The sequence below is a fragment of the Streptomyces sp. NPDC001270 genome, assembly GCF_042896695.1.
GTDB lineage: Bacteria > Actinomycetota > Actinomycetes > Streptomycetales > Streptomycetaceae > Streptomyces.
The window spans coordinates 213,105-234,539 of record NZ_JBIAXM010000012.1; the positions used below are offsets into that span (position 1 = coordinate 213,105).

General features: G+C 70.6%; 18 protein-coding genes. 11 read left to right on the top strand and 7 right to left on the bottom strand.

Translation table 11 applies throughout. From position 1 onward, the window contains the following. Nucleotides 1-41: 41 nt before the first annotated feature. Nucleotides 42-701 (bottom strand): response regulator, encoded by a 660-nt coding sequence (locus tag ACFY2B_RS21965; protein WP_390764756.1) that lies wholly within the window; start codon nucleotides 699-701, stop codon nucleotides 42-44. 324 nt (nucleotides 702-1,025) lie between these two features. Between ACFY2B_RS21965 and pdhA the strand changes: the two genes are divergently transcribed. From pdhA to ACFY2B_RS21980, 3 genes are read left to right on the top strand one after another with little or no spacing between them, the layout of a single operon-like run. Beyond that, nucleotides 1,026-2,249, top strand: coding sequence for a pyruvate dehydrogenase (acetyl-transferring) E1 component subunit alpha (gene pdhA / locus ACFY2B_RS21970; protein ID WP_390764757.1), 1,224 nt, complete (start codon nucleotides 1,026-1,028; stop codon nucleotides 2,247-2,249). A 2-nt stretch (nucleotides 2,250-2,251) separates the two neighbouring features. Further along, entirely contained in the window at nucleotides 2,252-3,247 is a 996-nt protein-coding gene (locus ACFY2B_RS21975; protein WP_376525481.1) for an alpha-ketoacid dehydrogenase subunit beta, read from the top strand. Between the two features lie 10 nt (nucleotides 3,248-3,257). Continuing rightward, complete coding sequence (locus tag ACFY2B_RS21980) at nucleotides 3,258-4,691, top strand: dihydrolipoamide acetyltransferase family protein (protein ID WP_390764758.1); 1,434 nt, start codon at nucleotides 3,258-3,260, stop codon at nucleotides 4,689-4,691. A gap of 122 nt (nucleotides 4,692-4,813) precedes the next feature. On the opposite strand, the gene ACFY2B_RS21985 is transcribed toward ACFY2B_RS21980, so the two are convergent. After that, entirely contained in the window at nucleotides 4,814-5,689 is an 876-nt protein-coding gene (locus ACFY2B_RS21985; protein WP_376525485.1) for a D-alanyl-D-alanine carboxypeptidase family protein, read from the bottom strand. Nucleotides 5,690-6,110: 421 nt separating this feature from the next. On the opposite strand from ACFY2B_RS21985, the gene ACFY2B_RS21990 reads away from it, so the two are divergent. From ACFY2B_RS21990 to ACFY2B_RS22000, 3 genes are all read left to right on the top strand, one after another. Then, a complete protein-coding gene (locus tag ACFY2B_RS21990) occupies nucleotides 6,111-6,782 on the top strand; it encodes a GntR family transcriptional regulator (RefSeq protein WP_390764759.1) in 672 nt (223 codons plus the stop codon). Next, entirely contained in the window at nucleotides 6,779-8,074 is a 1,296-nt protein-coding gene (locus tag ACFY2B_RS21995) for a nitrate/nitrite transporter (RefSeq protein ID WP_390764760.1), read from the top strand. Before ACFY2B_RS21990 ends, ACFY2B_RS21995 begins: the two co-directional genes overlap by 4 nt. A 243-nt stretch (nucleotides 8,075-8,317) precedes the next feature. Continuing rightward, a complete protein-coding gene (locus ACFY2B_RS22000; protein ID WP_390764761.1) occupies nucleotides 8,318-8,878 on the top strand; it encodes a hypothetical protein in 561 nt (186 codons plus the stop codon). A 54-nt stretch (nucleotides 8,879-8,932) separates the two neighbouring features. Here the strand turns inward: ACFY2B_RS22000 and ACFY2B_RS22005 are convergent, their stop codons facing one another. Further along, the gene (locus tag ACFY2B_RS22005) at nucleotides 8,933-9,784 is read right to left on the bottom strand and encodes an SAM-dependent methyltransferase (RefSeq protein ID WP_390764762.1); all 852 of its coding nucleotides are present in this window, start codon (nucleotides 9,782-9,784) and stop codon (nucleotides 8,933-8,935) included. A gap of 355 nt (nucleotides 9,785-10,139) precedes the next feature. Then, nucleotides 10,140-10,964 carry a maleylpyruvate isomerase family mycothiol-dependent enzyme gene (locus tag ACFY2B_RS22010; protein WP_390764763.1) on the bottom strand — a complete coding sequence of 275 codons (825 nt, stop codon included), beginning with the start codon at nucleotides 10,962-10,964 and terminating at the stop codon, nucleotides 10,140-10,142. 218 nt (nucleotides 10,965-11,182) lie between these two features. Here ACFY2B_RS22010 and ACFY2B_RS22015 point away from each other — a divergent pair, with 218 nt between their 5' ends. Further along, on the top strand, nucleotides 11,183-11,989 hold the full coding sequence (locus tag ACFY2B_RS22015; RefSeq protein WP_390764764.1) for a carbon-nitrogen family hydrolase: 807 nt from the start codon (nucleotides 11,183-11,185) through the stop codon (nucleotides 11,987-11,989). Between the two features lie 109 nt (nucleotides 11,990-12,098). On the opposite strand, the gene ACFY2B_RS22020 is transcribed toward ACFY2B_RS22015, so the two are convergent. Next, entirely contained in the window at nucleotides 12,099-12,593 is a 495-nt protein-coding gene (locus ACFY2B_RS22020) for an LURP-one-related/scramblase family protein (RefSeq protein WP_390764765.1), read from the bottom strand. Between the two features lie 128 nt (nucleotides 12,594-12,721). Here ACFY2B_RS22020 and ACFY2B_RS22025 point away from each other — a divergent pair, with 128 nt between their 5' ends. After that, nucleotides 12,722-14,548: a thioredoxin-like domain-containing protein gene (locus ACFY2B_RS22025; RefSeq protein ID WP_390764766.1), complete on the top strand. Its 1,827-nt coding sequence runs from the start codon at nucleotides 12,722-12,724 to the stop codon at nucleotides 14,546-14,548. Between the two features lie 244 nt (nucleotides 14,549-14,792). Here the strand turns inward: ACFY2B_RS22025 and ACFY2B_RS22030 are convergent, their stop codons facing one another. Next, nucleotides 14,793-16,046: a M18 family aminopeptidase gene (locus tag ACFY2B_RS22030; RefSeq protein ID WP_390764807.1), complete on the bottom strand. Its 1,254-nt coding sequence runs from the start codon at nucleotides 16,044-16,046 to the stop codon at nucleotides 14,793-14,795. A gap of 202 nt (nucleotides 16,047-16,248) precedes the next feature. After that, on the bottom strand, nucleotides 16,249-18,075 hold the full coding sequence (locus tag ACFY2B_RS22035; protein ID WP_390764767.1) for an acyl-CoA dehydrogenase: 1,827 nt from the start codon (nucleotides 18,073-18,075) through the stop codon (nucleotides 16,249-16,251). Nucleotides 18,076-18,370: 295 nt separating this feature from the next. Here ACFY2B_RS22035 and ACFY2B_RS22040 point away from each other — a divergent pair, with 295 nt between their 5' ends. From ACFY2B_RS22040 to ACFY2B_RS22050, 3 genes are all read left to right on the top strand, one after another. After that, nucleotides 18,371-18,844: an SseB family protein gene (locus ACFY2B_RS22040; protein WP_376525502.1), complete on the top strand. Its 474-nt coding sequence runs from the start codon at nucleotides 18,371-18,373 to the stop codon at nucleotides 18,842-18,844. Between the two features lie 292 nt (nucleotides 18,845-19,136). Next, nucleotides 19,137-20,108 (top strand): pirin family protein, encoded by a 972-nt coding sequence (locus ACFY2B_RS22045; RefSeq protein WP_390764768.1) that lies wholly within the window; start codon nucleotides 19,137-19,139, stop codon nucleotides 20,106-20,108. Between the two features lie 282 nt (nucleotides 20,109-20,390). Further along, entirely contained in the window at nucleotides 20,391-21,425 is a 1,035-nt protein-coding gene (locus tag ACFY2B_RS22050; protein ID WP_390764769.1) for an AI-2E family transporter, read from the top strand. Nucleotides 21,426-21,435: the final 10 nt, after the last annotated feature.

Sequence of the window (21,435 nt, forward strand, 5' to 3'; positions counted from 1 at the left end):
ACGCGCGGGCGTCCCGCGCGCGGATGCCCGGCGGGCGGATGTCAGTTTCTTTGTGCCTGCATCCGGGCCACGTACGCGGCGGCCTGGGAGCGCCGGCGCATGCCGAGCTTGGCGAGCAGGCTCGACACATAGTTTTTGATCGTCTTCTCGGCGAGGTGCAGCCGCTCGCCGATCTGGCGGTTGGTGAGGCCCTCGCCGATCAGGTCGAGGATCCGGCGCTCCTGGTCGGTCAGGCGGGCGAGCCGGTCGTCGGCGCGGGCCGTGCCGCCGCCGCGCAGCCGCTCCAGGACCCGTGCGGTGGCGACGGGGTCCAGCAGGGACTTCCCCGCGGCGACGTCCCGCACGGCGGCCGGCAGCTCATGGCCGCGGATCGCCTTGAGGACGTATCCGGAGGCGCCCGCCATGATCGCGTCGAACAGGGCCTCGTCGTCGGCGAACGAGGTCAGCATCAGGCAGCTGACGGATTCGTCCCGGGACCGGATCTCGCGGCACACCTCGACACCGCTGCCGTCCGGGAGCCGCACGTCGAGGACCGCCACGTCGGGCCGGGTGACCGCGATCCGGGCCGGCGCGTCGGCCGCCGTGCCGGCCTCGCCGACCACCACGATGTCGTCCTCGGCCGAGAGCAGTTCGTGCACCCCGCGGCGGACCACCTCATGATCGTCCAAGAGAAATACCCTGATTTTTCCCTCTTCGCGCACGGGGTCAGTCTCACACACGAAGTCTTCCCGTGGGCCGGGTGGCCGGGATAACGTGCCGTTGCTCCGGCCTCCTGCAAGGCTGTGACCAGCGACCTTCCAGTCCGCGCCGATTTACTTGGATATCCAAGCAAAAACGCAGGTCAGGAGGGGTTTCACAGATATGTGGCGCACTGGGTAACGTGACTTTTGCGGGGCGCTCGCCGGGGCACCTGTCCCGCCTGTTCCCGGCCGAGCGGCACCCACCCCGTGCCCGGTGGTCTGGAATCGGTGAGCCGCACTGGTTACCCGGCAACCCCGGGAGCCGGACCGACGGAGGAGCAACACGTGACCGTGGACAGCAGTGCCGCGCGCAAGCCGCGACGCAGCGCCGCACGCAAGGCCGGCACCACCGGCACCACCCGAACCGCCAGCACCGCCGCACAGCAGAGCACCGATCCCGAACTGGTACAGCTGCTGACCCCCGAGGGCAAGCGCGTCAAGTTCGCGAAGAACACCCAGAACGCGAAGAATGCCAAGAGCGCGGAATTCGCCGGGTACGTGGCCGACATCACCCCCGAGGAGCTGCGCGGCCTGTACCGCGACATGGTCCTCACCCGCCGCTTCGACGCCGAGGCCACCGCCCTCCAGCGCCAGGGCGAACTGGGACTGTGGGCCTCGCTGCTGGGCCAGGAGGCCGCCCAGATCGGCTCCGGCCGGGCCACCCGGCCGGCGGACTACGTCTTCCCGACCTACCGCGAGCACGGCGTGGCCTGGTGCCGCGGCGTCGACCCGACCAACCTGCTCGGCATGTTCCGCGGCGTCAACAACGGCGGCTGGGACCCGAACAGCAACAACTTCCACCTCTACACCATCGTCATCGGCTCCCAGACCCTGCACGCCACCGGCTACGCGATGGGCGTCGCCAAGGACGGCGCGGACAGCGCGGTGATCGCCTACTTCGGCGACGGCGCCTCCAGCCAGGGCGACGTGGCCGAATCGTTCACCTTCGCCGCGGTCTACAACGCCCCGGTGGTGTTCTTCTGCCAGAACAACCAGTGGGCGATCTCCGAGCCGACCGAGAAGCAGACCCGCGTCCCGCTCTACCAGCGCGCCCAGGGCTACGGCTTCCCGGGCATCCGGGTGGACGGCAACGACGTGCTGGCCTGCCTCGCGGTCACCCGGTGGGCGCTGGAGCGCGCCCGCAACGGCGAGGGCCCGACGCTGGTCGAGGCGTACACCTACCGGATGGGCGCCCACACCACCTCCGACGACCCGACCCGCTACCGGCACGACGACGAGCGCGCCGCGTGGGAGGCGAAGGACCCGATCCTGCGCCTTCGCCGCTATCTGGAGGCTTCAAACCACGCGGACGAGGGATTCTTCACGGAACTCGACGCGGAGAGCGAAGCGTTGGGCAAACGAGTACGCGAAGTGGTCCGCGCCATGCCGGACCCGGACACCTTCGCCATCTTCGAGAACGTGTACGCGGACGGGCATGCGCTCGTCGACGAGGAGCGAGCCCAGTTCGCCGCCTACCAGGCGTCGTTCGCGGACTCAGAGGGGGTCTGATCATGGCAGTGGAGACCACGGCCACCAGGAACGTGCCGCTGGCCAAGGCGATCAACGAATCGCTGCGCCGCGCCCTGGAGGCGGACCCCAAGGTCATCGTCATGGGCGAGGACGTCGGCAAGCTCGGCGGTGTCTTCCGGGTCACCGACGGCCTGCAGAAGGACTTCGGCGAGAGCCGCGTCATCGACACCCCGCTGGCCGAGTCGGGCATCGTCGGCACCGCGATCGGTCTGGCCCTGCGGGGCTACCGCCCGGTGGTGGAGATCCAGTTCGACGGCTTCGTCTTCCCGGCCTACGACCAGATCGTCACGCAGCTCGCGAAGATGCACGCGCGCTCGCTGGGCAAGGTCAAGCTCCCCGTCGTCGTCCGCATCCCCTACGGCGGCGGCATCGGCGCGGTCGAGCACCACTCCGAATCCCCCGAGGCCCTGTTCGCCCACGTGGCGGGCCTGAAGATCGTCTCCCCGTCGAACGCCTCGGACGCCTACTGGATGCTCCAGCAGGCCATCCAGAGCGACGACCCGGTGATCTACTTCGAGCCCAAGCGGCGTTACTGGGAGAAGGCCGAGGTCAACACCGAGGCGATCCCGGACCCGCTGCACAAGGCCCGTGTGGCGCGCGAGGGCACCGATCTGACCCTCGCCGCGTACGGGCCGATGGTGAAGCTCTGCCACGAGGCCGCCGCGGCCGCCGCCGAGGAGGGCAAGTCCCTGGAGGTCCTCGACCTGCGCTCGGTGTCCCCCCTGGACTTCGACTCGATCCAGGCGTCGGTCGAGAAGACCCGCCGGCTGGTCGTGGTGCACGAGGCGCCGGTGTTCTTCGGCTCGGGAGCGGAGATCGCCGCCCGGATCACGGAGCGCTGCTTCTACCACCTGGAGGCCCCGGTCCTTCGCGTGGGTGGCTACCACTCCCCGTATCCGCCGGCGCGCCTGGAGGAGTCGTACCTTCCGGACCTGGACCGGGTGCTCGACGCCGTCGACCGTGCCCTGGCGTACTGAGGAGAGGGTCGTGACGACGATGACGGACGCGTCCGTACGCGAGTTCAAGATGCCCGATGTGGGCGAGGGACTCACCGAGGCCGAGATCCTGAAGTGGTACGTCCAGCCGGGTGACTCGGTGACCGACGGCCAGGTGGTGTGCGAGGTCGAGACCGCCAAGGCGGCCGTCGAACTCCCCATCCCCTACGACGGTGTGGTCCGCGAGCTGCGCTTCCCCGAGGGCAGCACGGTCGACGTGGGCACCGCGATCATCACGGTGGACGTGTCGGGCGGCGCGGCCGTGCCGGCCCCCGCCGTCCCGCAGGAGGCGGAGCGGGCCGCCGCACCCGAGGCGGAGCCGCAGGAACCGGCCCGCAAACCGGTCCTCGTCGGCTACGGCGTCGCGGTGTCCGCCACCAAGCGCCGTCCGCGCAAGGGCACCGAGACCGCCGCGCAGGAGGCAGCCGCCCAGGCCATCCAGAACGAACTGAACGGCCACGGCGCCGCGCCCGCCGCGCCGGCCACGCTCGCCGCACCCGCCGTGCCGCCGCGCCCGCTGGCCAAGCCTCCGGTGCGCAAACTCGCGAGGGACCTCGGCGTCGACCTCGCGACGGTGACCCCGACCGGCCCGGACGGCGTCGTCACCCGCGAGGACGTGCACGCGGCGGTGGCCGTCACGGCACCCGCCCCCGCCCCCGCAGCCGCGCCCCTGCCCACGGCGCCCGTGCCCGCCCCCGCCGCCCCGGTGGTGAGCTACGACGGCGCACGCGAGACCCGCATCCCGGTCAAGGGTGTGCGCAAGGCGACCGCGCAGGCCATGGTGGGCTCGGCGTTCACGGCACCGCATGTCACGGAGTTCGTGACGGTGGACGTGACCCGCACGATGAAACTGGTGGAGGAGCTGCGCCAGGACAAGGAGTTCGAGGGGCTGCGGGTCAATCCGCTGCTGCTGGTCGTCAAGGCCCTCCTGGTCGCCGTCAAGCGCAACCCCGACATCAACGCCACCTGGGACGAGGCGGCCCAGGAGATCGTCCTCAAGCACTATGTGAACCTGGGCATCGCGGCGGCCACCCCGCGTGGTCTGATCGTCCCGAACATCAAGGACGCGCACCTCAAGACCCTTCCGCAGCTGGCGGCGGCGCTGGGTGAGCTGGTGTCGACGGCCCGCGAGGGACGGACCGCTCCGGCCGCGATGCAGGGCGGCACGGTGACGATCACCAACGTCGGTGTCTTCGGCATCGACACCGGTACGCCGATCCTCAACCCCGGTGAGTCCGCGATCCTCGCGATCGGCGCGATCAAGCTCCAGCCGTGGGTGCACAAGGGCAAGGTGAAGCCGCGGCAGGTCACCACCCTGGCCCTGAGCTTCGACCACCGCCTGGTCGACGGCGAACTGGGCTCCAAGGTGCTGGCCGACGTGGCGGCCGTCCTGGAAGAGCCGAAACGCCTGATCACCTGGGCGTGACCCGGCCGGTCACCCGGGCGTGACGTGTCCGGCCGGTTCCGGAACGACGAAGGCCCGCCGCTGGTGGCGGCGGGCCCCTTCGTCCGGTCCTCGGGCATCGGCCCATGTCCGGTGGTCGCGTATCAGCCCAGCCGGGCGAAACCGTAGTTGAGGAGCTTGGTGGCGTCCGTGCTGCGCTGGGTGGCGCTGGTGGAGGCGAGGACGGTGCCGATGACCGTCTTGCCGTTCCGGGTGGCCGCGAAGACCAGGCAGTACTTGGCCTCGGGACCCGAGCCGGTCTTCACGCCGATCGTGCCGCTGTAGCTGTTGAGCAGCGTGTTCGTGTTGGTCCACGTTCCCATCGTGCGGGTTCCGCCGGTCTTGGTGACCGTCTTCGCCGTGTACGTCTTCGTCTTGACGACCGTGCGGAACATGGAGTTCTTCATCGCGCTGCTGGCGAGCTTCGTCAGATCGCGCGGCGTCGAGTAGTTGGAGCCGCTGCCGATGCCGTCGAACGAGTCGAAGTGCGTGTTCGTCAGGCCGAGGCTCTTGGCGGACGAGTTCATCTTGCCGATGAACGACTTCACGCGCGCGTCCCGGGTCGAGCCCGAACCGAACTTGTCGGCGAGCGCGTAGGCGGCGTCGCAGCCGGACGGCAGCATGAGGCCGTACAGCAGCTGGCGCACGGTGACCTTGTCACCGACGATCAGGTGCGCCGAGGAGGCGTTCTTCGACACGATGTAGTCGCTGTACGCCTTCTGGATCGTGACCTTCGCGTCCAGGTTCAGGTTCGACTGCGCGAGCACGACCTTGGCGGTCATTATCTTCGTCGTGGAACCCGTCGAACGCCTGGTGTCCGCTGTCTTGCTGAGCAGCGTCTTGCCGTTCGAGTTGTCCATGATGTAGCCGCCCTTGGCCACGATCGAGGGCGCGGTGACGGCCTGTGCGGGTGCCGCGGTGAGGGCTCCGGTGGCAAGCATGGCGCCGGACGTGACGGCGACGGCGACGGCTTTGCGCATGCGGACGCCCTTGGTGCCGTTTATCAAGTTAGGTACCCCGATTGTAGTGAATACGCCTGATATACGGCCTGATTGGAGTGGCGCGAGTAAAAGGCCGCACGTGTATGACACCTCGATGGTGCAGAAGGTTGTGCCCTGACGCCGAGATTTTTGGGTGGTTTCTGTGAAGAGGGGGTGTGTGGCAGGCGGTCGAGGTGTGACCACGGGCGCTCCCGGGTGCGGCTGTGGCGCTCTCCGGGGTGCGGCTCCAGGGCCGTTCGGGATATGGCTGCCGGGCCGTACGGGGTGAGGGGTCCGGGGCGGTTGCCGTGGGCCGGGTGTGCCGGGGCGGGGTGTATGGGGGCGTGCGGGGCGGCCGGTGCGATGGTCCGCATGGTGGACGCGACGTGTCATGCGTACGTGATGTATCTATTCTGTGCGCATGCCTTCAGCGCCGCCCGCCCCGTCCGCTCCCGTGAAACAGCCTCCCGCCGCCGACCGCGTCTACGCCCACGTCAAACAGGGCGTCCTCGACCGCCGCTACGAGGGCGGCACACTGCTCACCGAGGGCGAACTGGCCGAGGCCACCGGGGTCTCCCGCACCCCGGTGCGCGAGGCGCTGCTGCGGCTCGAAGTGGAAGGTCTCATCAGGCTCTACCCGAAGAAGGGCGCCCTGGTGCTGCCCGTCTCCGCGCAGGAGATCGCCGACGTCGTGGAGACCCGGCTGCTGGTGGAGGAGTACGCGGCGCGCAAGGCCGTACCCGCTCCGCCCGGTCTGGTCGAGCGGCTGTCCGACCTGCTCACGCGGCAGAAGGAACAGGCGGCAGCCGGTGACCTGGCCGCCGCCGCGGTCACCGACCGCAACTTCCACGCCGAGATCGTGCGCAGCGGCGGCAACGAGATCCTCTCCCGCCTCTACGACCAGCTCCGCGACCGCCAACTGCGGATGGGCGTCGCGGTGCTGCACTCCCACCCGGACCGGATCGCCAAGACCCTCGCCGAGCACGGGGAGATCCTGGACGCGCTGCGCATGGGGGACGCGGAGGCGGCCGTCGGGATCGTGCACCGGCATGTGAGCTGGGTCTCGCACCTCGCCCGGGGTGAGGTGCGGTGAGCAACGCCACCCTCCCGGGCGACCCGCCCGGCGGTCGCCGCGCGATAGCGGTCTGGTGCATAGGCGTCACGGTCTACTTCGTCGCCGTGATCTTCCGTACGTCCCTGGGCGTCGCCGGTCTGGACGCGGCCGACCGCTTCCATGTGAACGCCTCCGCCCTGTCGACGTTCTCGATCCTCCAACTCCTCGTCTACGCGGGCATGCAGATACCCGTGGGCCTGCTGGTCGACCGGCTCGGCACCAAGAAGGTGCTGGGCATCGGCGCCGTGCTGTTCACGGCGGGCCAGCTGGGCTTCGCCCTGTCACCGTCGTACGGCACCGCGCTCGCCTCGCGCGCGCTGCTCGGCTGCGGTGACGCGATGACCTTCATCAGCGTGCTGCGGCTGGGCACCCGCTGGTTCCCGGCCCGCCGCGGTCCCATGGTCGCCCAGCTCGCCGGACTGGTCGGGATGGCGGGCAACCTGGTCTCCACGCTGGTGCTCGCCCGGCTGCTGCACAGCGTCGGCTGGACCGCGGCGTTCGCGGGCAGCTCCGCGGCCGGCGCCGTCGCCTTCGTACTGGTGCTGCTGTTCCTGAAGGACCATCCGGAGGGCCATGAGCCGGAACCCTTCCCGCACCAGGGCTCTGCCTACGTGCGCCGCCAGATCGCCGCGTCCTGGCAGGAACCCGGGACCCGGCTGGGCCTGTGGGTGCACTTCACCACCCAGTTCCCCGCGATGGTGTTCCTGCTGCTGTGGGGCCTGCCCTTCCTCGTCGAGGCGCAGGGGCTCAGCCGTGCCACCGCCGGTGAACTGCTGACCCTCGTCGTCCTGTCCAACATGGTGGTCGGGCTGGTCTACGGTCAGATCGTCGCCCGGCACCACGCGGCACGGCTGCCGCTGGCCCTCGGCACGGTTGCCGCGACCGCCGTCGTCTGGGCGGCGACCCTCCTCTACCCGGCCGACCGGGCGCCGATGTGGCTGCTGGTGGTGCTGTGCACGGTGCTGGGCGCCTGCGGCCCCGCCTCGATGATCGGCTTCGACTTCGCCCGGCCCGCCAACCCGCCGGAGCGGCAGGGCACGGCGTCCGGGATCACCAACATGGGCGGCTTCGTGGCCTCGATGACCACCCTGTTCGCCATCGGTGTCCTGCTCGACGCCACCGACGACAACTTCACCGCCGCCTTCTCGGTCGTGTTCGTCCTCCAGGCGGTCGGCCTGAGCCAGATACTGCGGCTGCGCAGGCGGGCGGCGCGCCGGGAGCGGGAGCGGCTGGTCGCCAGCCGGGTGGAGACGGTGCACGTTCCCGCCTGAGACGGATCGCCCGGCCGCGAACAGCGCAGCCCGTATTTCACGGCACGCGACGCCGTGACCCATGACCCGAAATTCGTGACCGCAAAACTCGTCATCCCAAAACTCATAAACCTATGAAATTCACCGCAGCGGCTTTCCGTGCATTCAGCGGCCGGACATGCCCTCTGTCAGCCTATTCACGCCGTTCCGGACAACGGGCCACCTAAGGTATTTCCAGGTCCGAGCGACGTTGGAGGCAGAGCGATGAAGAAAAAACTGATCGGCGCCGGCGTGACGGCTCTCGCGACAATGGTCGCGGCAACCGCCGGAGTGGCGTCCGCCCACGCGGAAGATACGGCCGACGGCCCGCGGCCCTGCATCATCCAGCACGCGGGCCACAACAACATCAACGCCTGCCGTGACGTTCTGAACGGAAGCGGACATGTAGCCGGAAATCAGCACAGTATTAATTCCACGGGAGACGAGGTCAGTCTGCCCGATCCGGCATTGCCGTTCTTTCGCGTAGGCAGTACGACCACTGCTTACAAGATCACTCTCACCGAGAAGATCGGCGACTTCGACCCGTCCCCGGACACCCAAACGGTTTTGAACGGCAATGGCCAATTGTTCTGGCCCACCCTCGGCTTGACCGGGGCCATCTACTCCATCACCGACAGTTCGAACACGTTCCGGGGGAACGCGTCCCTCACGTTCGATGTGCGAAACCCCCAGGACATCATCTGGCGGTGCGAGACCTCCGCGGACTCTCCCGTCTCCTGCTCGTCCCCGTCCGGCGGTCAGCTCGACACGATCAAGCTCTCCTAGGCGGGGGTGGCGCCGATACGCACCCTTCTTCCTGGGGGTCCGCGTCCTTGCGGGTCAGCGGACCGGTACGAGGGTGAGATAGGCGATCCCCAGGATGCCCCGGTAGGCCATCCACTGGGCGCGGTGCCGGTCGAGCCGGTCCCGGGTCTCGGCCGCCGACGGATGGCCGGGGTGGGCGGCGAGCCACACTTCGGTGTCCGCCTGGTAGGCCGATTCGAACTCGTCCCATTCGTCGGTGTTCGCGGTCTCCGTCCACTCCGGGCGGAACCCGGCCGCCACGGCGAGATCGAGGAGCCGGCCGAGGCTGTGGTGGTCGTCGGCCGAGGCGTCCGGCCACATGCCGGACAGCTCCGCGGCCGTCGGGGGCCGCTCCCAGAAGCCCTCGCCGAGCAGCACCCGGCCGTCGGCCGCGACCAGTCGGCGCAGTTCACGCAGCGACTCGGCGGTGTGCGCGGGCGGTTCGGCCGTGCTCAGCGCCTGGCTGGCGCCCAGACACAGCACCAGGTCGGCGGGCCCGCGCCCGGTCCCGGTGGCCGACTCCTCGATGAACTCGGCCCGGTGCGCGAGCCCGCGCGCCGCGGCGTTGCGCCGCCCGCGGGCCAGGTCCTCGCCGCGGAGGTCGAGCCCGACGCCACGGGCGTCCGGTACGGCGGCCAGCACCCGGAGCAGCAATTCGCCCCACCCGCAGCCGATGTCGAGCACGGTCGCGGGTGCCGTCCGGGCGAGCCGCGCCACCATCCCGCCGGCCCGCGCCTCGGAGAGGGGACCGTGGAAGGTGAGCCGGGACAGCCGGGGCGGGCGGGGCGACTGGTCGTCCGCAGCGACGTCACCGTCGGCCCGGCGGCCGTCGCCGTGCCCGCGGCCGTCGTCCCGGGCGTCATCGGAGCTGTGCTGGGTGTCGGTCATGCCGCGCACGCTATGTCGCCGGGTCCGCGCGAGGACACCGAATATCGGCGGTGACGCGGACGGGCACCGGGCGCGCGGGTGGTGGCGCGGACGGCCACCGGTGCGCGAGCGGTGGGTGGCAGGCGGTGGGCGTTCCAGCCGTCATGCCCGACGTCGTGCACCACACCATGCGCGGGGACGTGCACCACACCATGCGCGGGGACGTGTGCGACATTGGTTGCGTGGACGTGTGCGACATCGGTCGCGTGGACGTGTGCGCGGTGTCATGCGCGACAACGTGCGCGCGGTGCCGTGCGGAGGACGGCCGTCCGGGGCCACGACCGTACGTTCCCCGTGCGGTGCGCATGTCAGGGGGCTACGGCGTCACCGCGAAGTTGCGCAGGATGGCCGTCGTCAGCTCGGGGTCGCCCTCCGTCTTCACCCGGTCCGCGACCGCCTCGGGGGCGATCCGGCCGCAGGCCAGACGGAAGTAGGTCTCCCAGTCCAGCGTGAGGGTGGCGGCGGGGCCGAGGGCGGGGGCGGTCTCCAGGGTGCCGCGGCCCTGGATGTCGACGCGGATGGTGCGCAGGAACTCGATGGGTCCGTGCACGTCGAAGACGATCGCCGAGCTGCGCGGGGCGCCCGCGTCGTGGGCGACGATCTTCGGCAGGGCGGCGAGCAGCACGTCCCGGACGACCTGGGCGCCCGGCGAGTCGAGGTTGCCGGGCCGGCCGAGCGCGGTGCGCAGATCCTGCTCGTGCGTCCATACGTCGAACGCCCGGTTCCGCATGGCGTCTTCGAGTGTGATCTCCGCGCCGAGCGGGCCGCGCACCATGGTGCCCGGTTGCCGGGACTCGTTCCGCAGCTGCCGGTTGCGGCGGATGATCGTGTACTCCAGCTCGGCGGTCATCTCCGGCGCCGTGTGGTGCCGGCGCACATCGACCTGCATCTCCATGTAGCGCTGGTGCTCGTTGGTGACGTGGAAGAGGTCGCGGGGCAGGGAGTGGATGGGGCGCGGGTCCCCGAGCATCTCGCAGTCCAGGCCGATCACATGCGACACGACGTCACGGACCGACCAGCCGGGGCAGGGTGTCCGCCGATTCCACTCGCCCTCGACAAGGGGCTGCACCAGCTCGGATATCGCTTCGATGGAGTGCGTCCAGGCGTCGGCGTAGGGCTGGAGGGTGGGATGCAGACTCACGGGAACGGGACCCCTCGGCGGTCGGTACACGGGTGGTGGATGGCGGGGTTGCCTGTGGGAGGTGGCGGTCGGCGGGTGTCTCGGGACTCCCCCAAGCTATCGGCTTCACTCGAACAGGGGGGACCCCCAAGTTACGCTGCTGTGAGGCACCCCGGCAGTGCTTTCGTGTGACGATCGTAGGCCCGTGTGGACGGCTCGAATGCCAGGACGGTGGTAGTGTGCGCGCCTCGCTGATCCAGATCGCCGTAGAAGAGGGCGAACCGGTCGAATCCCGTCGGCGGCGGGTGGCCGCGCTGGTACGGGACCAGTCGGCGTCGGACCTCGTCGTGCTCCCCGAACTGTGGACGACCGGCGCCTTCGCGTACGAGGAGTTCGCGGCCGAGGCCGAACCGCTCGACGGACCGACCTTCGAGGTGATGGCGAAGGCCGCGAGCGACGCGGGCGTCTGGCTGCACGCGGGCTCCGTTCCGGAACGGGACCCCGAGGGCCCCCTCTACAACACGTCGCTCGTCTTCTCCCCCTCCGGTGACCTGGCCGCGGCTTACCGCAAGATCCACCGCTTCGGCTTCGACAAGGGCGAGGCCGTGCTGATGGGCGCCGGCCGGGAGCCGGTGACGGTCCGGCTGCCGCAGACGGTCCTCGGCCTGGCCACCTGCTACGACCTCCGCTTCCCCGAACTCTTCCGCGCGCTGGTGGACGCCGGTGCCGAGACCCTGGTGATCCCGGCGGGCTGGCCCGAGCGCCGCCGCGCGCACTGGACGCTGCTGGCTCAGGCGCGGGCGGTCGAGAACCAGGCGTTCGTCCTCGCGTGTGGAACGGCCGGGACGCACGCGGGAGTTCCCCAGGCGGGTCACTCGATCGTGGTGGACCCGTGGGGCGAGGTGCTGGCGGAGGCGGGCGCCGGTGAGCAGGTCCTCACCGTGGACATCGACCCGGCGAAGGTGGGCACGACCAGGGAGCAGTTCCCGGCGCTGAAGGACCGGGTCCTCGGCCTCGAACCGCCCAGGCACCCTCCGCTGACCTGACCTGACCTGACCTGACCTGACCTGACCTGACCGGCCCGCACCCGCCCGGCCCTCGCGCGCCCACCCTGACGGCCGCGCCCGCCCGGCCCAGCCGTTGCGCGCCCGCCCCCTAACCGTCCTCCCGTTCCTTCTCCGCGAGGTGGATCACGCACACCGTGACCGCGATCAGCAGCGCCGGGTCCGCGTCCTCGCGCACCACGTCGACGCCGTAGGTCTCCCGCAGGTGCAGCCACCGCCGGGAGATCACCGCGAGCAGTTCGCCGTCGTACTCGACGACGAACTCCCGGTCCAGGATCTTGCCGCTGACGTCGAGTTCCGTGCCGTCCACCAGGGCCACCCGGTAGTGGTTGCGCAGCAGGGACAGCCGTTTGCGCTTGATGGTCGCCAGCGGTTCACCGTCCCGCTCGATGACTATCGTGTCCCTGATCGCGAGCATCTTCTGCCGGATGTCGATGAGGACGCGCCCCTGCCTGTCCTTCAGCTCGAAGGTGTCTCTCAGGCGCATCGCCTTGCCGTCGACGAGGAACACCTTGGAGCCGTGCTCGTCCTCGATCCAGTAGTCGTCACCGATGCCGAGGAGCCGGTCGCGTACGAGAAATCTCATGTCCCTACGGCTTCCCCGGCGACGCCGCCCGAACGCCGCCGGTAGGCCGACGGGCTGAGCCGGTGCCCCCGGCGGGCCGGTCCGCACCGCCGGGAACAGCGCGGACGGCGGTGTGGTTGGGTTGGAGCATGGTCAAGCGTGCACGTGTCCGCGCCCCCGAACTGGTCGGTAAGGGCGGCTGGATCAATACCGGCGACAAGGAGCTGAGCCTCACCGGGCTCCGCGGACGCATCGTAATCGTTGATTTCTGGACATTTTGCTGCGTGAACTGTCTGCACGTCCTCGACGAGCTGCGCGAGCTGGAGGAGAAGCACCGGGACACGGTGGTGATCATCGGCATGCACTCGCCGAAGTTCGTGCACGAGGCCGAGCACCAGGCGGTCGTCGACGCCGTCGAGCGGTACGGCGTCGAGCACCCGGTTCTCGACGACCCGGACCTCACCACCTGGAAGCAGTACGCCGTGCGCGCGTGGCCGACCCTGGTCGTCATCGACCCCGAGGGGTACGTCGTCGCGCAGCACGCCGGTGAGGGGCACGCGCACGCCATCGAACGGCTCGTGGCGGAACTGGAGGCCGAGCACGCGGCCAAGGGGACCCTCCGCCGCGGCGACGGACCCTACGTGCCGCCCGAGCCCGAGCCGACGGTGCTCCGCTTCCCCGGCAAGGCGCTGCCGCTGCCCGGCGGGACCTTCCTGGTCAGCGACACCACCCGGCACCAACTGGTGGAGCTGGCCGAGGACGCCGAGACCGTCGTCCGCCGGATCGGCTCCGGCGCGCGCGGCTTCGCCGACGGCGCCGCCGGGGCCGCCTCCTTCAACGAGCCGCAGGGCCTCGCCCTGCTCGACGAGTCCTCCGTGGTCGTCGCGGACACTGTGAACCACGCGCTGCGCCGCCTCGACCTGGCCTCCGGCGCGGTCACCACCCTCGCGGGCACCGGGAAGCAGTGGTGGCAGGGCTCGGCGACCACCGGCCCGGCACGCGAGGTCGATCTGTCCTCCCCCTGGGACGTGGCGCTGTTCGGCGGCAAGGTGTGGATCGCCATGGCCGGTGTGCACCAGCTGTGGGTGTACGACCCGGCCGCGGACACCGTCGCCGTCGCAGCCGGCACCACCAACGAGGGCCTGGTCGACGGGCCGGGCGAGCAGGCTTGGTTCGCCCAGCCGTCCGGGCTCGCCGCGACCGCGGACCGGCTCTGGGTCGCCGACTCCGAGACCTCGGCGCTGCGCTGGGTGGACCTCGACGGGCAGGTGCACACCGCGGTCGGCACCGGTTTGTTCGACTTCGGCCATCGCGACGGGGCCGCCGGACAGGCGTTGTTCCAGCACCCGTTGGGTGTCGCGGCGCTCCCCGACGGTTCGGTGGCGGTCGCCGACACCTACAACCACGCCCTGCGCCGCTACGACCCGGCGACCGGCGAGGTGACCACCCTCGCCACCGACCTGCGGGAGCCGAGCGACGCGGTCCTGGCCGGCGCGGACGGCGCGGACATCCTGGTCGTGGAGTCGGCCCGGCACCGGCTGACCCGGCTGCGGCTGCCGGAGGAGGCGGTGCGGGTGGCGGGCGTCGCGCACCGCACCCAGCGCGCGGCCACTGATGTCGCGCCCGGCGAACTCCGGCTGGACGTCGTCTTCCAGGCCCCCGCGGGCCAGAAACTGGACACCCGGTACGGCCCCTCGACCCGGCTCCTGGTCTCCGCGACCCCGCCCGAACTGCTGCTCAAGGGCGCGGGCGCGGACCCGGAGCTGTCCCGCGCGCTGGAGCTGAACCCGGCCGTGCCGGAGGGCGTCCTGCATGTCTCCGCGATGGCCGCGTCCTGCGACGACGATCCCGAGAACCCCTATCCGGCCTGCCATGTGCACCAGCAGGACTGGGGCGTTCCGGTCCGCCTCACCGAGGCGGGCGCGGACCGGCTGCCGCTGGTCCTGGCGGGCATGGACGAGGCGCCGACCTCGTAGCCGCGACGGCGCTCGGCAGCCGGCGGTCGGCAGCCGGCGGTCACCGGCCGGGTGATCTGCGGTCGCCGGTCGCCGGTCGGGTGATCTGCGGTCGCCGGTCGGTGATCTGCGGTCGGCGTCAGGCGCCAGGCGCTCTGTGTAGAGCTGATCGCGGAGAGCGTGGCTCCCCGACCGAGGTCTCCCCGCCGAGGCCACCCCTTCGCCGAGGCCCCCGCCATGGCCCCCGCCAAGACCCCCGCCGAGGTCACCCCTCCAGGAACGCCCCCAGCGCGTTCGCCAGCAGATACGGGTCGTCCGCGCCGCACAGTTCCCGGGCGCTGTGCATCGACAGGATCGCCACGCCGATGTCCACGGTCCTGATGCCGTGCCGGGCCGCCGTGATGGGCCCGATCGTGGTGCCGCAGGGCATCGAGTTGTTGGAGACGAAGGACTGGAAGGGCACGCCGGCCTTGTCGCAGGCGGCGGCGAAGATCGCGCGGCCCGAACCGTCCGTGGCGTAGCGGTTGTTGACGTTGACCTTGAGGAGCGGGCCGCCGTTGACGCGCGGGTGGTGCGTCGGGTCGTGGCGCTCCGCGTAGTTGGGGTGGACGGCGTGGCCCGTGTCGGAGGACAGGCAGACGGTGCCGGCGAAGGACCGGGCGCGGTCCTCGTAGCTGCCGCCGCGGGCGAACACGGAACGCTCCAGTACCGAACCGAGCAGCGGCCCGTCCGCGCCGGTGTCCGACTGGGAGCCGTTCTCCTCGTGGTCGAAGGCGGCGAGGACCGGGATGTGGGGCAGGGCGCTCCCGGAGGTGGTGACGGCGGCGAGGGCCGCCGTGCCCGCGTGCACGGACAGCAGGTTGTCCATCCGCGGACCCGCGACCAGTTCGCGGTCCCGGCCCAGGTACGCCGCCGGTTCCACGGAGTGCGTCATCAGGTCCCAGCCGGTCACCGCACCGGCCGCGAGCCCGCACTCCTGCTCCAGGAAGGCGATCAGATCGCCGTCGCGCACGGTGTCGCTGAGGCCCCAGACCGGCTGGAGGTGGCGCTGCTTGTCGAGTTTGAGCCCGTCCGCGGTCACCGTGCGGTCGAGGTGGATGGCCAGTTGCGGCACCCGCAGCAGCGGACGGTCGACGTTGACGAGACGGGTCGAGCCGTCCCGCAGCGTCAGCCGTCCCGCGATGCCGAGGTCGCGGTCGAGCCAGGAGTTCAGCAGCGGGCCGCCGTAGATCTCCACCGCCACCTGGCGCCAGCCGTGCGCGCCGCTGTCCGGCAGCGGCTTGACCCGCAGGTTGGGTGAGTCGGTGTGCGCGCCGACGATCCGGAACGGCGTGTGCGGCGCGACGCCCTCGGGGACGTACCAGGCCACGATCGCCCCGCCGCGCACCACGTACTTGCCGCCGCTCGTCCCGTCCCAGGCGTCCGTCTCGCCGACCTGCCGGAACCCGGCCTTCTCCAGCCGCGCGGCGGTGTTCGCCACGGCGTGGTACGGCGACGGGCTCGCCGTGAGGAAGGCCATCAGGTCGTCGGTGTGGCCGCGGCCGAAGGTGGCGGAGGTGTTCGAAGCGCTCCGTGGAGCGGCGGCAGACGGGCGGGACGGTTGGCTCATGGCTTCACCTTAACTACGTGTGTGGGCCTGACCCCCTGGTCGGGAGATCAGGCCCACACCCGGCGCCGGGACGGCGGCCCGTGCCCCGGCGGGCGATGTCCGCCCCGTCGCGCTAGAACGCGGCCTCGTCCAGCTCCATCAGGTCCAGGTCGGTGTTCTCCGCGACCTTGCGGGCCAGGGTGACGCCGGGCAGGACGTCGGCCGCGAAGAACTTCGCCGCCGCGATCTTGCCCGTGTAGAACGCCCTGTCCTTGCCGGTCGCCGTCTCCAGTTTCTCGGCGGCCACCGCGGCACCGCGCAGCAGCAGGTAGCCGACGATCACGTCGCCGGAGGCGAGCAGCAGCCGGGTGGTGTTCAGTCCGACCTTGTAGATGTTCTTGACGTCCTGCTCGGTGGCCGCGAGATCGGTCAGCATCAGACCGACGATGGCCTCCAGCTCGACGGCGGCCTTGGCCAGGTACTCGCGGGCGCCGGCCAGTTCCTCGCCGCCGGTGCCGAGGGCCAGGAACTTCTTGATGTCCTCGGCGAGCGAGTTCAGCGCGGCGCCCTGGTTGCGGACGATCTTCCGGAAGAAGAAGTCCTGGCCCTGGATCGCCGTGGTGCCCTCGTACAGGGTGTCGATCTTGGAGTCCCGGATGTACTGCTCGATCGGGTACTCCTGGAGGAAGCCGGAGCCGCCGAAGATCTGGAGGGACTGGGCGAGCTGCTCGTAGCCCTTCTCGGAGCCGTAGCCCTTGACGATCGGCAGCAGCAGGTCGTTGAGCGCGTGCTCGACGGAGGCGTCCTCGCCGCGTGCCTCCTTGACGGCGATGGCGTCCTGCACGGAGGCGGTGTGCAGGACCAGGGCGCGCATGCCCTCCGCGTACGCCTTCTGCGTCATCAGTGAGCGGCGCACGTCGGGGTGGTGGGTGATGGTGACCTTGGGCGCGGTCTTGTCCATGAAACCGGCGAGGTCCGGACCCTGGACGCGCTCCTTGGCGTATTCGAGGGCGTTGAGGTAGCCGGTGGACAGGGTCGAGATCGCCTTCGTGCCGACCATCATGCGGGCGAATTCGATGATGCGGAACATCTGCCGGATGCCGTCGTGCTTGTCGCCGATCAGCCAGCCCTTGGCCGGGTGGCGGTCGCCGAAGGTCAGCTCGCAGGTGTTGGACGCCTTGAGGCCCATCTTGTGCTCGACGTTCGTCGCGTAGACGCCGTTGCGCTCGCCCAGTTCGCCGGTCTCGAAGTCGAAGAGGTACTTCGGGACGAGGAAGAGGGACAGGCCCTTGGTGCCAGGACCGGCACCCTCCGGCCGGGCGAGCACGTAGTGGAGGATGTTCTCCTCCATGTCGTGCTCACCGGAGGTGATGAAGCGCTTGACGCCCTCGATGTGCCAGGAGCCGTCCTCCTGCTGGAGAGCCCTGGTCCGGCCGGCGCCGACGTCGGAGCCCGCGTCGGGCTCGGTGAGCACCATGGTGGAGCCCCAGGTCCTCTCGACCGCGAGCGTGGCGATCTTCTGCTGCTCCTCGGTGCCCTCCTCGAAGAGGATGCGGGCGAACGCCGGGCCGGAGGCGTACATCCAGATCGCCGGGTTCGCGCCGAGGACCAGCTCGGCGTACGACCAGATCAGCGACGGGGGCGCCGGGGTGCCGCCGATCTCCGCGGGCAGGCCCAGGCGCCAGTACTCCGCGTCCATGAGGGCCTTGTAGCTCTTCTTGAAGGAGGCCGGGACCGGGGCGGAGCCGGTCTCCGGGTCGAAGACCGGCGGGTTGCGGTCGGCGTCCGCGAAGGACTCGGCCAGCTCGTTCTCGGCGAGGCGGGTCAGCTCCGCCAGGATGCTCTTGGCGGTGTCCGTGTCCAGCTCGGCGAACGGGCCGGTTCCGTACAGCTTGTCGCGCCCGAGCACTTCGAACAGGTTGAATTCGATGTCGCGGAGGTTCGACTTGTAGTGCCCCATGGTGACGGCTCCGTATCGGACTGGGCGAGGCACTGACTCCTCGCATCTGGTTCACATACCAACTAGTAGCTACGATGATGCTACCCGTCGGTAATAAGAAGCAACCCCGGCTGGGCCAAGTGTGAGAAGGCTCAATTCGGCGGGGCGCGCACGACGGCGCACCCAGGTCCGCGGGCGTGCCCGCCGCGGGCCCGCGCGTCCGACCGACGCGGGCCCGTGGGGAGGCGGCCGGGAACGGCCGCAGAACCCGCCGCGGACCTCCTCCGGGCCGGGTGGTCTCGGTACGCTTACGCCCATGTACGGATACGGCCAGCCGATGGACGGGAGCGCCGGGCAGCAGCAGTACGCCCAGCCGCAGCAGCAGATGCCCGGCGGGTACGGCCAGCAGCCGCCGCTCTACCCGGAGCCGTCCCCGCCCTCGCTCGCGGACGCGGTACGCGCGTTCACCACCGGCCAGATGTCCGCCGAGGACTTCCAGCAGGTCTTCGCCACGTCCAAGGTCTACTGCCCGCGCGGCGACAACCCCGGCTTCCTCGCCCTGCACAACACCCAGCAGCCGGTGATCCCGATGTTCACCTCGCTGAAGGAACTGCGCCGCTACGCGGGCAAGGAGTCCAAGTACTTCGTGATCACCGGCGCCGAGGTGATCGACCTGCTGCCGACCGGCTACGGCTTCGTCCTGGACATGGAGGGCGAGCACCGGATGGTCTTCGACGCGAAGGCGGTCGAGCAGATGGTCGAGTTCGCCATGCGCAGGATGTACGGCTGACCGGGATCCCGTATCCCGTGGTCACGGTCGTGCGGCGTCGTGTGGTCACTGTTGCGCCACGTCCTGTGGTCGCTGCCGTGCCGTGTCGTGTGGTCGCTGCCGTGCCAGGTTCCGTGGCCACGGTCGTGCCGCATCCCGTGGCCACGGTCGTGCCGTGTCCTGTGGTCACGGTCGTGCCGCGGCCACTCCCCGGCGAGTGGCGGCCCGGAGGGAATTCCCTCCGGGCCTTCTCTGTTTGGGGTGGCAAGAAGTTCAACGGTCAACTATTCTGAGTGCAGAAGGAGGTACCGACATGCCTGCAGTGACCGTCGAGAACCCGTTGACGCTGCCCCGTGTGGCCGCGCCCGCCGACGCCGTGGCCCGCCCGGTGCTCACCGTGACGACCGCGCCGAGCGGTTTCGAGGGTGAGGGTTTCCCGGTGCGCCGGGCGTTCGCGGGGATCAACTACCGCCACCTGGATCCGTTCATCATGATGGATCAGATGGGTGAAGTGGAGTATCAGCCCGGGGAGCCGAAAGGGACCCCGTGGCATCCGCACCGTGGCTTCGAGACCGTCACCTACATCATCGACGGCATCTTCGACCACCAGGACTCCAACGGCGGTGGCGGCACCATCACCAACGGTGACACCCAGTGGATGACGGCGGGTGCCGGTCTGCTGCACATCGAGGCACCGCCGGAGCACCTCGTCACGTCGGGCGGCCTCTTCCACGGCCTCCAGCTGTGGGTGAACCTGCCGGCCAAGGACAAGATGATGGCGCCGCGCTACCAGGACATCCGCGGCGGCAACGTCCAGCTGCTCACCACCCCCGACGGCGGCGCGCTGCTGCGGGTCATCGCCGGTGAGCTGGGCGGCCACGCCGGTCCCGGTATCACGCACACGCCGATCACCATGATCCACGCGACGCTGGCGCCGGGTGCGGAGGTCACACTGCCGTGGCGCGAGGACTTCAACGGTCTCGCGTACGTCCTCGCCGGGCGTGGCACGGCCGGTGCCGAGCGGCGTCCGGTCCACGTGGGGCAGACCGCCGTCTTCGGCGCGGGTTCCTCGCTGACCGTCCGCGCGGACGAGAAGCAGGACTCGAACACGCCGGACCTGGAGGTCGTCCTCCTCGGTGGCCGGCCGATCCGTGAGCCGATGGCGCACTACGGGCCGTTCGTCATGAACACCCGCGAGGAGTTGCAGCAGGCGTTCGAGGACTTCCAGAAGGGCCGGCTGGGGACGGTCCCGGCCGTGCACGGGATGTCCGAGGGCGGGCTGTAAGGCTCGACGGCACGCCCGTGGGCGGGTCCGGCCCTGATCAGGGACCGGACCCGCCCGCGTCTCGGCATGCACGACGCACCCGAGCGCTACGAGGCCGACGCGGCGTTCCCCCGGCGGAGGCGGTCGTAGCGGTCGGCGATCAGGTCGGCCACCAGGTCCGCGCGCCCCGGGCGACGCCGCTCCACCCGCCTGACGGGTCCCCGGCGGGTGCCCCCGGGCCGGTGTCACCCGGCCGGGTCGGCGCGGCAGGACAGCCCGGCGTGCGCGTGATCCGCTGGACCGGTGCAGTTGCTTCCGGAAGCCGTTCGCCGTCTCGCCGCGTGGTGCGTGGTGATCCTGCTCGTCTCCGGTGTGGTCTACGTCGTGATCCGGCTGTGCGTGGCGTTCCGCACGGCCGTCACACCCGTGCTGCTCGCGCTGCTGGGCACCGCCCTGCTGCGGCCGCTGTACCGGCGGCTCGTGACGGCCGGGGTGCACCGGTCGCTGGCCGCCGGGCTCACCTGCGTCGCGGTCGTCGCCGTGGTCGGCGGCGCCGTGTACGTCGTGGTCGCCGCGCTCATCGACAACGGCGACCAGATCATCGCCTCGCTGCGGGAGGCCGGCAAGTCCCTCGCCCGGCACCTCGGGGCGGCCGGCACCTCGGTCGACGATCTCGCCACCAACGCGAGGAAACTGCTGGCCAAGTTCGGCGGGACGGCCGCCTCCAACGTCATCAGCGGGGTCAGCGTGGTCGGCGAGTCCATCGCCATGGCCGTCCTCGCGCTGCTGCTCGTCTTCTTCTTCCTGCGCGACTCGCACCGCGTCGCCGTGACCATCCGGTCCGTCGCGCCGCGAGGCACCGCGGACACCCTGGAGGCGATGGCGCGGCGGGCCTTCGGCGCCGTCGAGGGGTTCATGCGCGGGACCACGGTGATCGCGCTGATCGACGCCGCCTGCATCACCGCCGGACTGCTCGTCCTGCGGGTGCCGGGCGCGCCCGGACTGGGTGCGCTCGTCTTCGTCGGCGCCTACATCCCCTACCTCGGCGCGTTCCTGTCCGGCGCGGTGGCGATCCTGGTCGCGCTCGCCGACCGGGGCGTCGTGATCGCGCTGTGGGCGCTGGGGGTGGTGCTCGCGGTGCAACTGCTGGAGGGGCATGTGCTCCAGCCGGTCATCCAGAGCCGGACCGTGCAGATGCACCCGGCGGTGGTGCTGCTGGCGATCACCGCGGGGGCGTCCGTCGCGGGGATCGTGGGAATGCTGCTCGCGGTGCCGCTGACCGCCGCCGCCTTCGGCATCGCCCACGAACTCCGGTACCGGTACGCGGCGGCACCGTAGACCCGGCCCG

Bases quoted from the DNA above. Each gene is read 5' to 3' on its own strand.
- ACFY2B_RS22020 (WP_390764765.1), bottom strand. From the start codon at position 12,593: ATGAGATTTCTCGTACGCGACCGGCTCCTCGGCATCGGTGACGACTAC.
- ACFY2B_RS22045 (WP_390764768.1), top strand. From the start codon at position 19,137: ATGCCTGCAGTGACCGTCGAGAACCCGTTGACGCTGCCCCGTGTGGCC.
- ACFY2B_RS22025 (WP_390764766.1), top strand. From the start codon at position 12,722: ATGGTCAAGCGTGCACGTGTCCGCGCCCCCGAACTGGTCGGTAAGGGC.
- ACFY2B_RS21985 (WP_376525485.1), bottom strand. From the start codon at position 5,689: ATGCGCAAAGCCGTCGCCGTCGCCGTCACGTCCGGCGCCATGCTTGCC.
- ACFY2B_RS22000 (WP_390764761.1), top strand. From the start codon at position 8,318: ATGAAGAAAAAACTGATCGGCGCCGGCGTGACGGCTCTCGCGACAATG.
- ACFY2B_RS22040 (WP_376525502.1), top strand. From the start codon at position 18,371: ATGTACGGATACGGCCAGCCGATGGACGGGAGCGCCGGGCAGCAGCAG.
- ACFY2B_RS22005 (WP_390764762.1), bottom strand. From the start codon at position 9,784: ATGACCGACACCCAGCACAGCTCCGATGACGCCCGGGACGACGGCCGC.
- ACFY2B_RS21975 (WP_376525481.1), top strand. From the start codon at position 2,252: ATGGCAGTGGAGACCACGGCCACCAGGAACGTGCCGCTGGCCAAGGCG.
- ACFY2B_RS22035 (WP_390764767.1), bottom strand. From the start codon at position 18,075: ATGGGGCACTACAAGTCGAACCTCCGCGACATCGAATTCAACCTGTTC.
- ACFY2B_RS22030 (WP_390764807.1), bottom strand. From the start codon at position 16,046: ATGGCCTTCCTCACGGCGAGCCCGTCGCCGTACCACGCCGTGGCGAAC.
- ACFY2B_RS21990 (WP_390764759.1), top strand. From the start codon at position 6,111: ATGCCTTCAGCGCCGCCCGCCCCGTCCGCTCCCGTGAAACAGCCTCCC.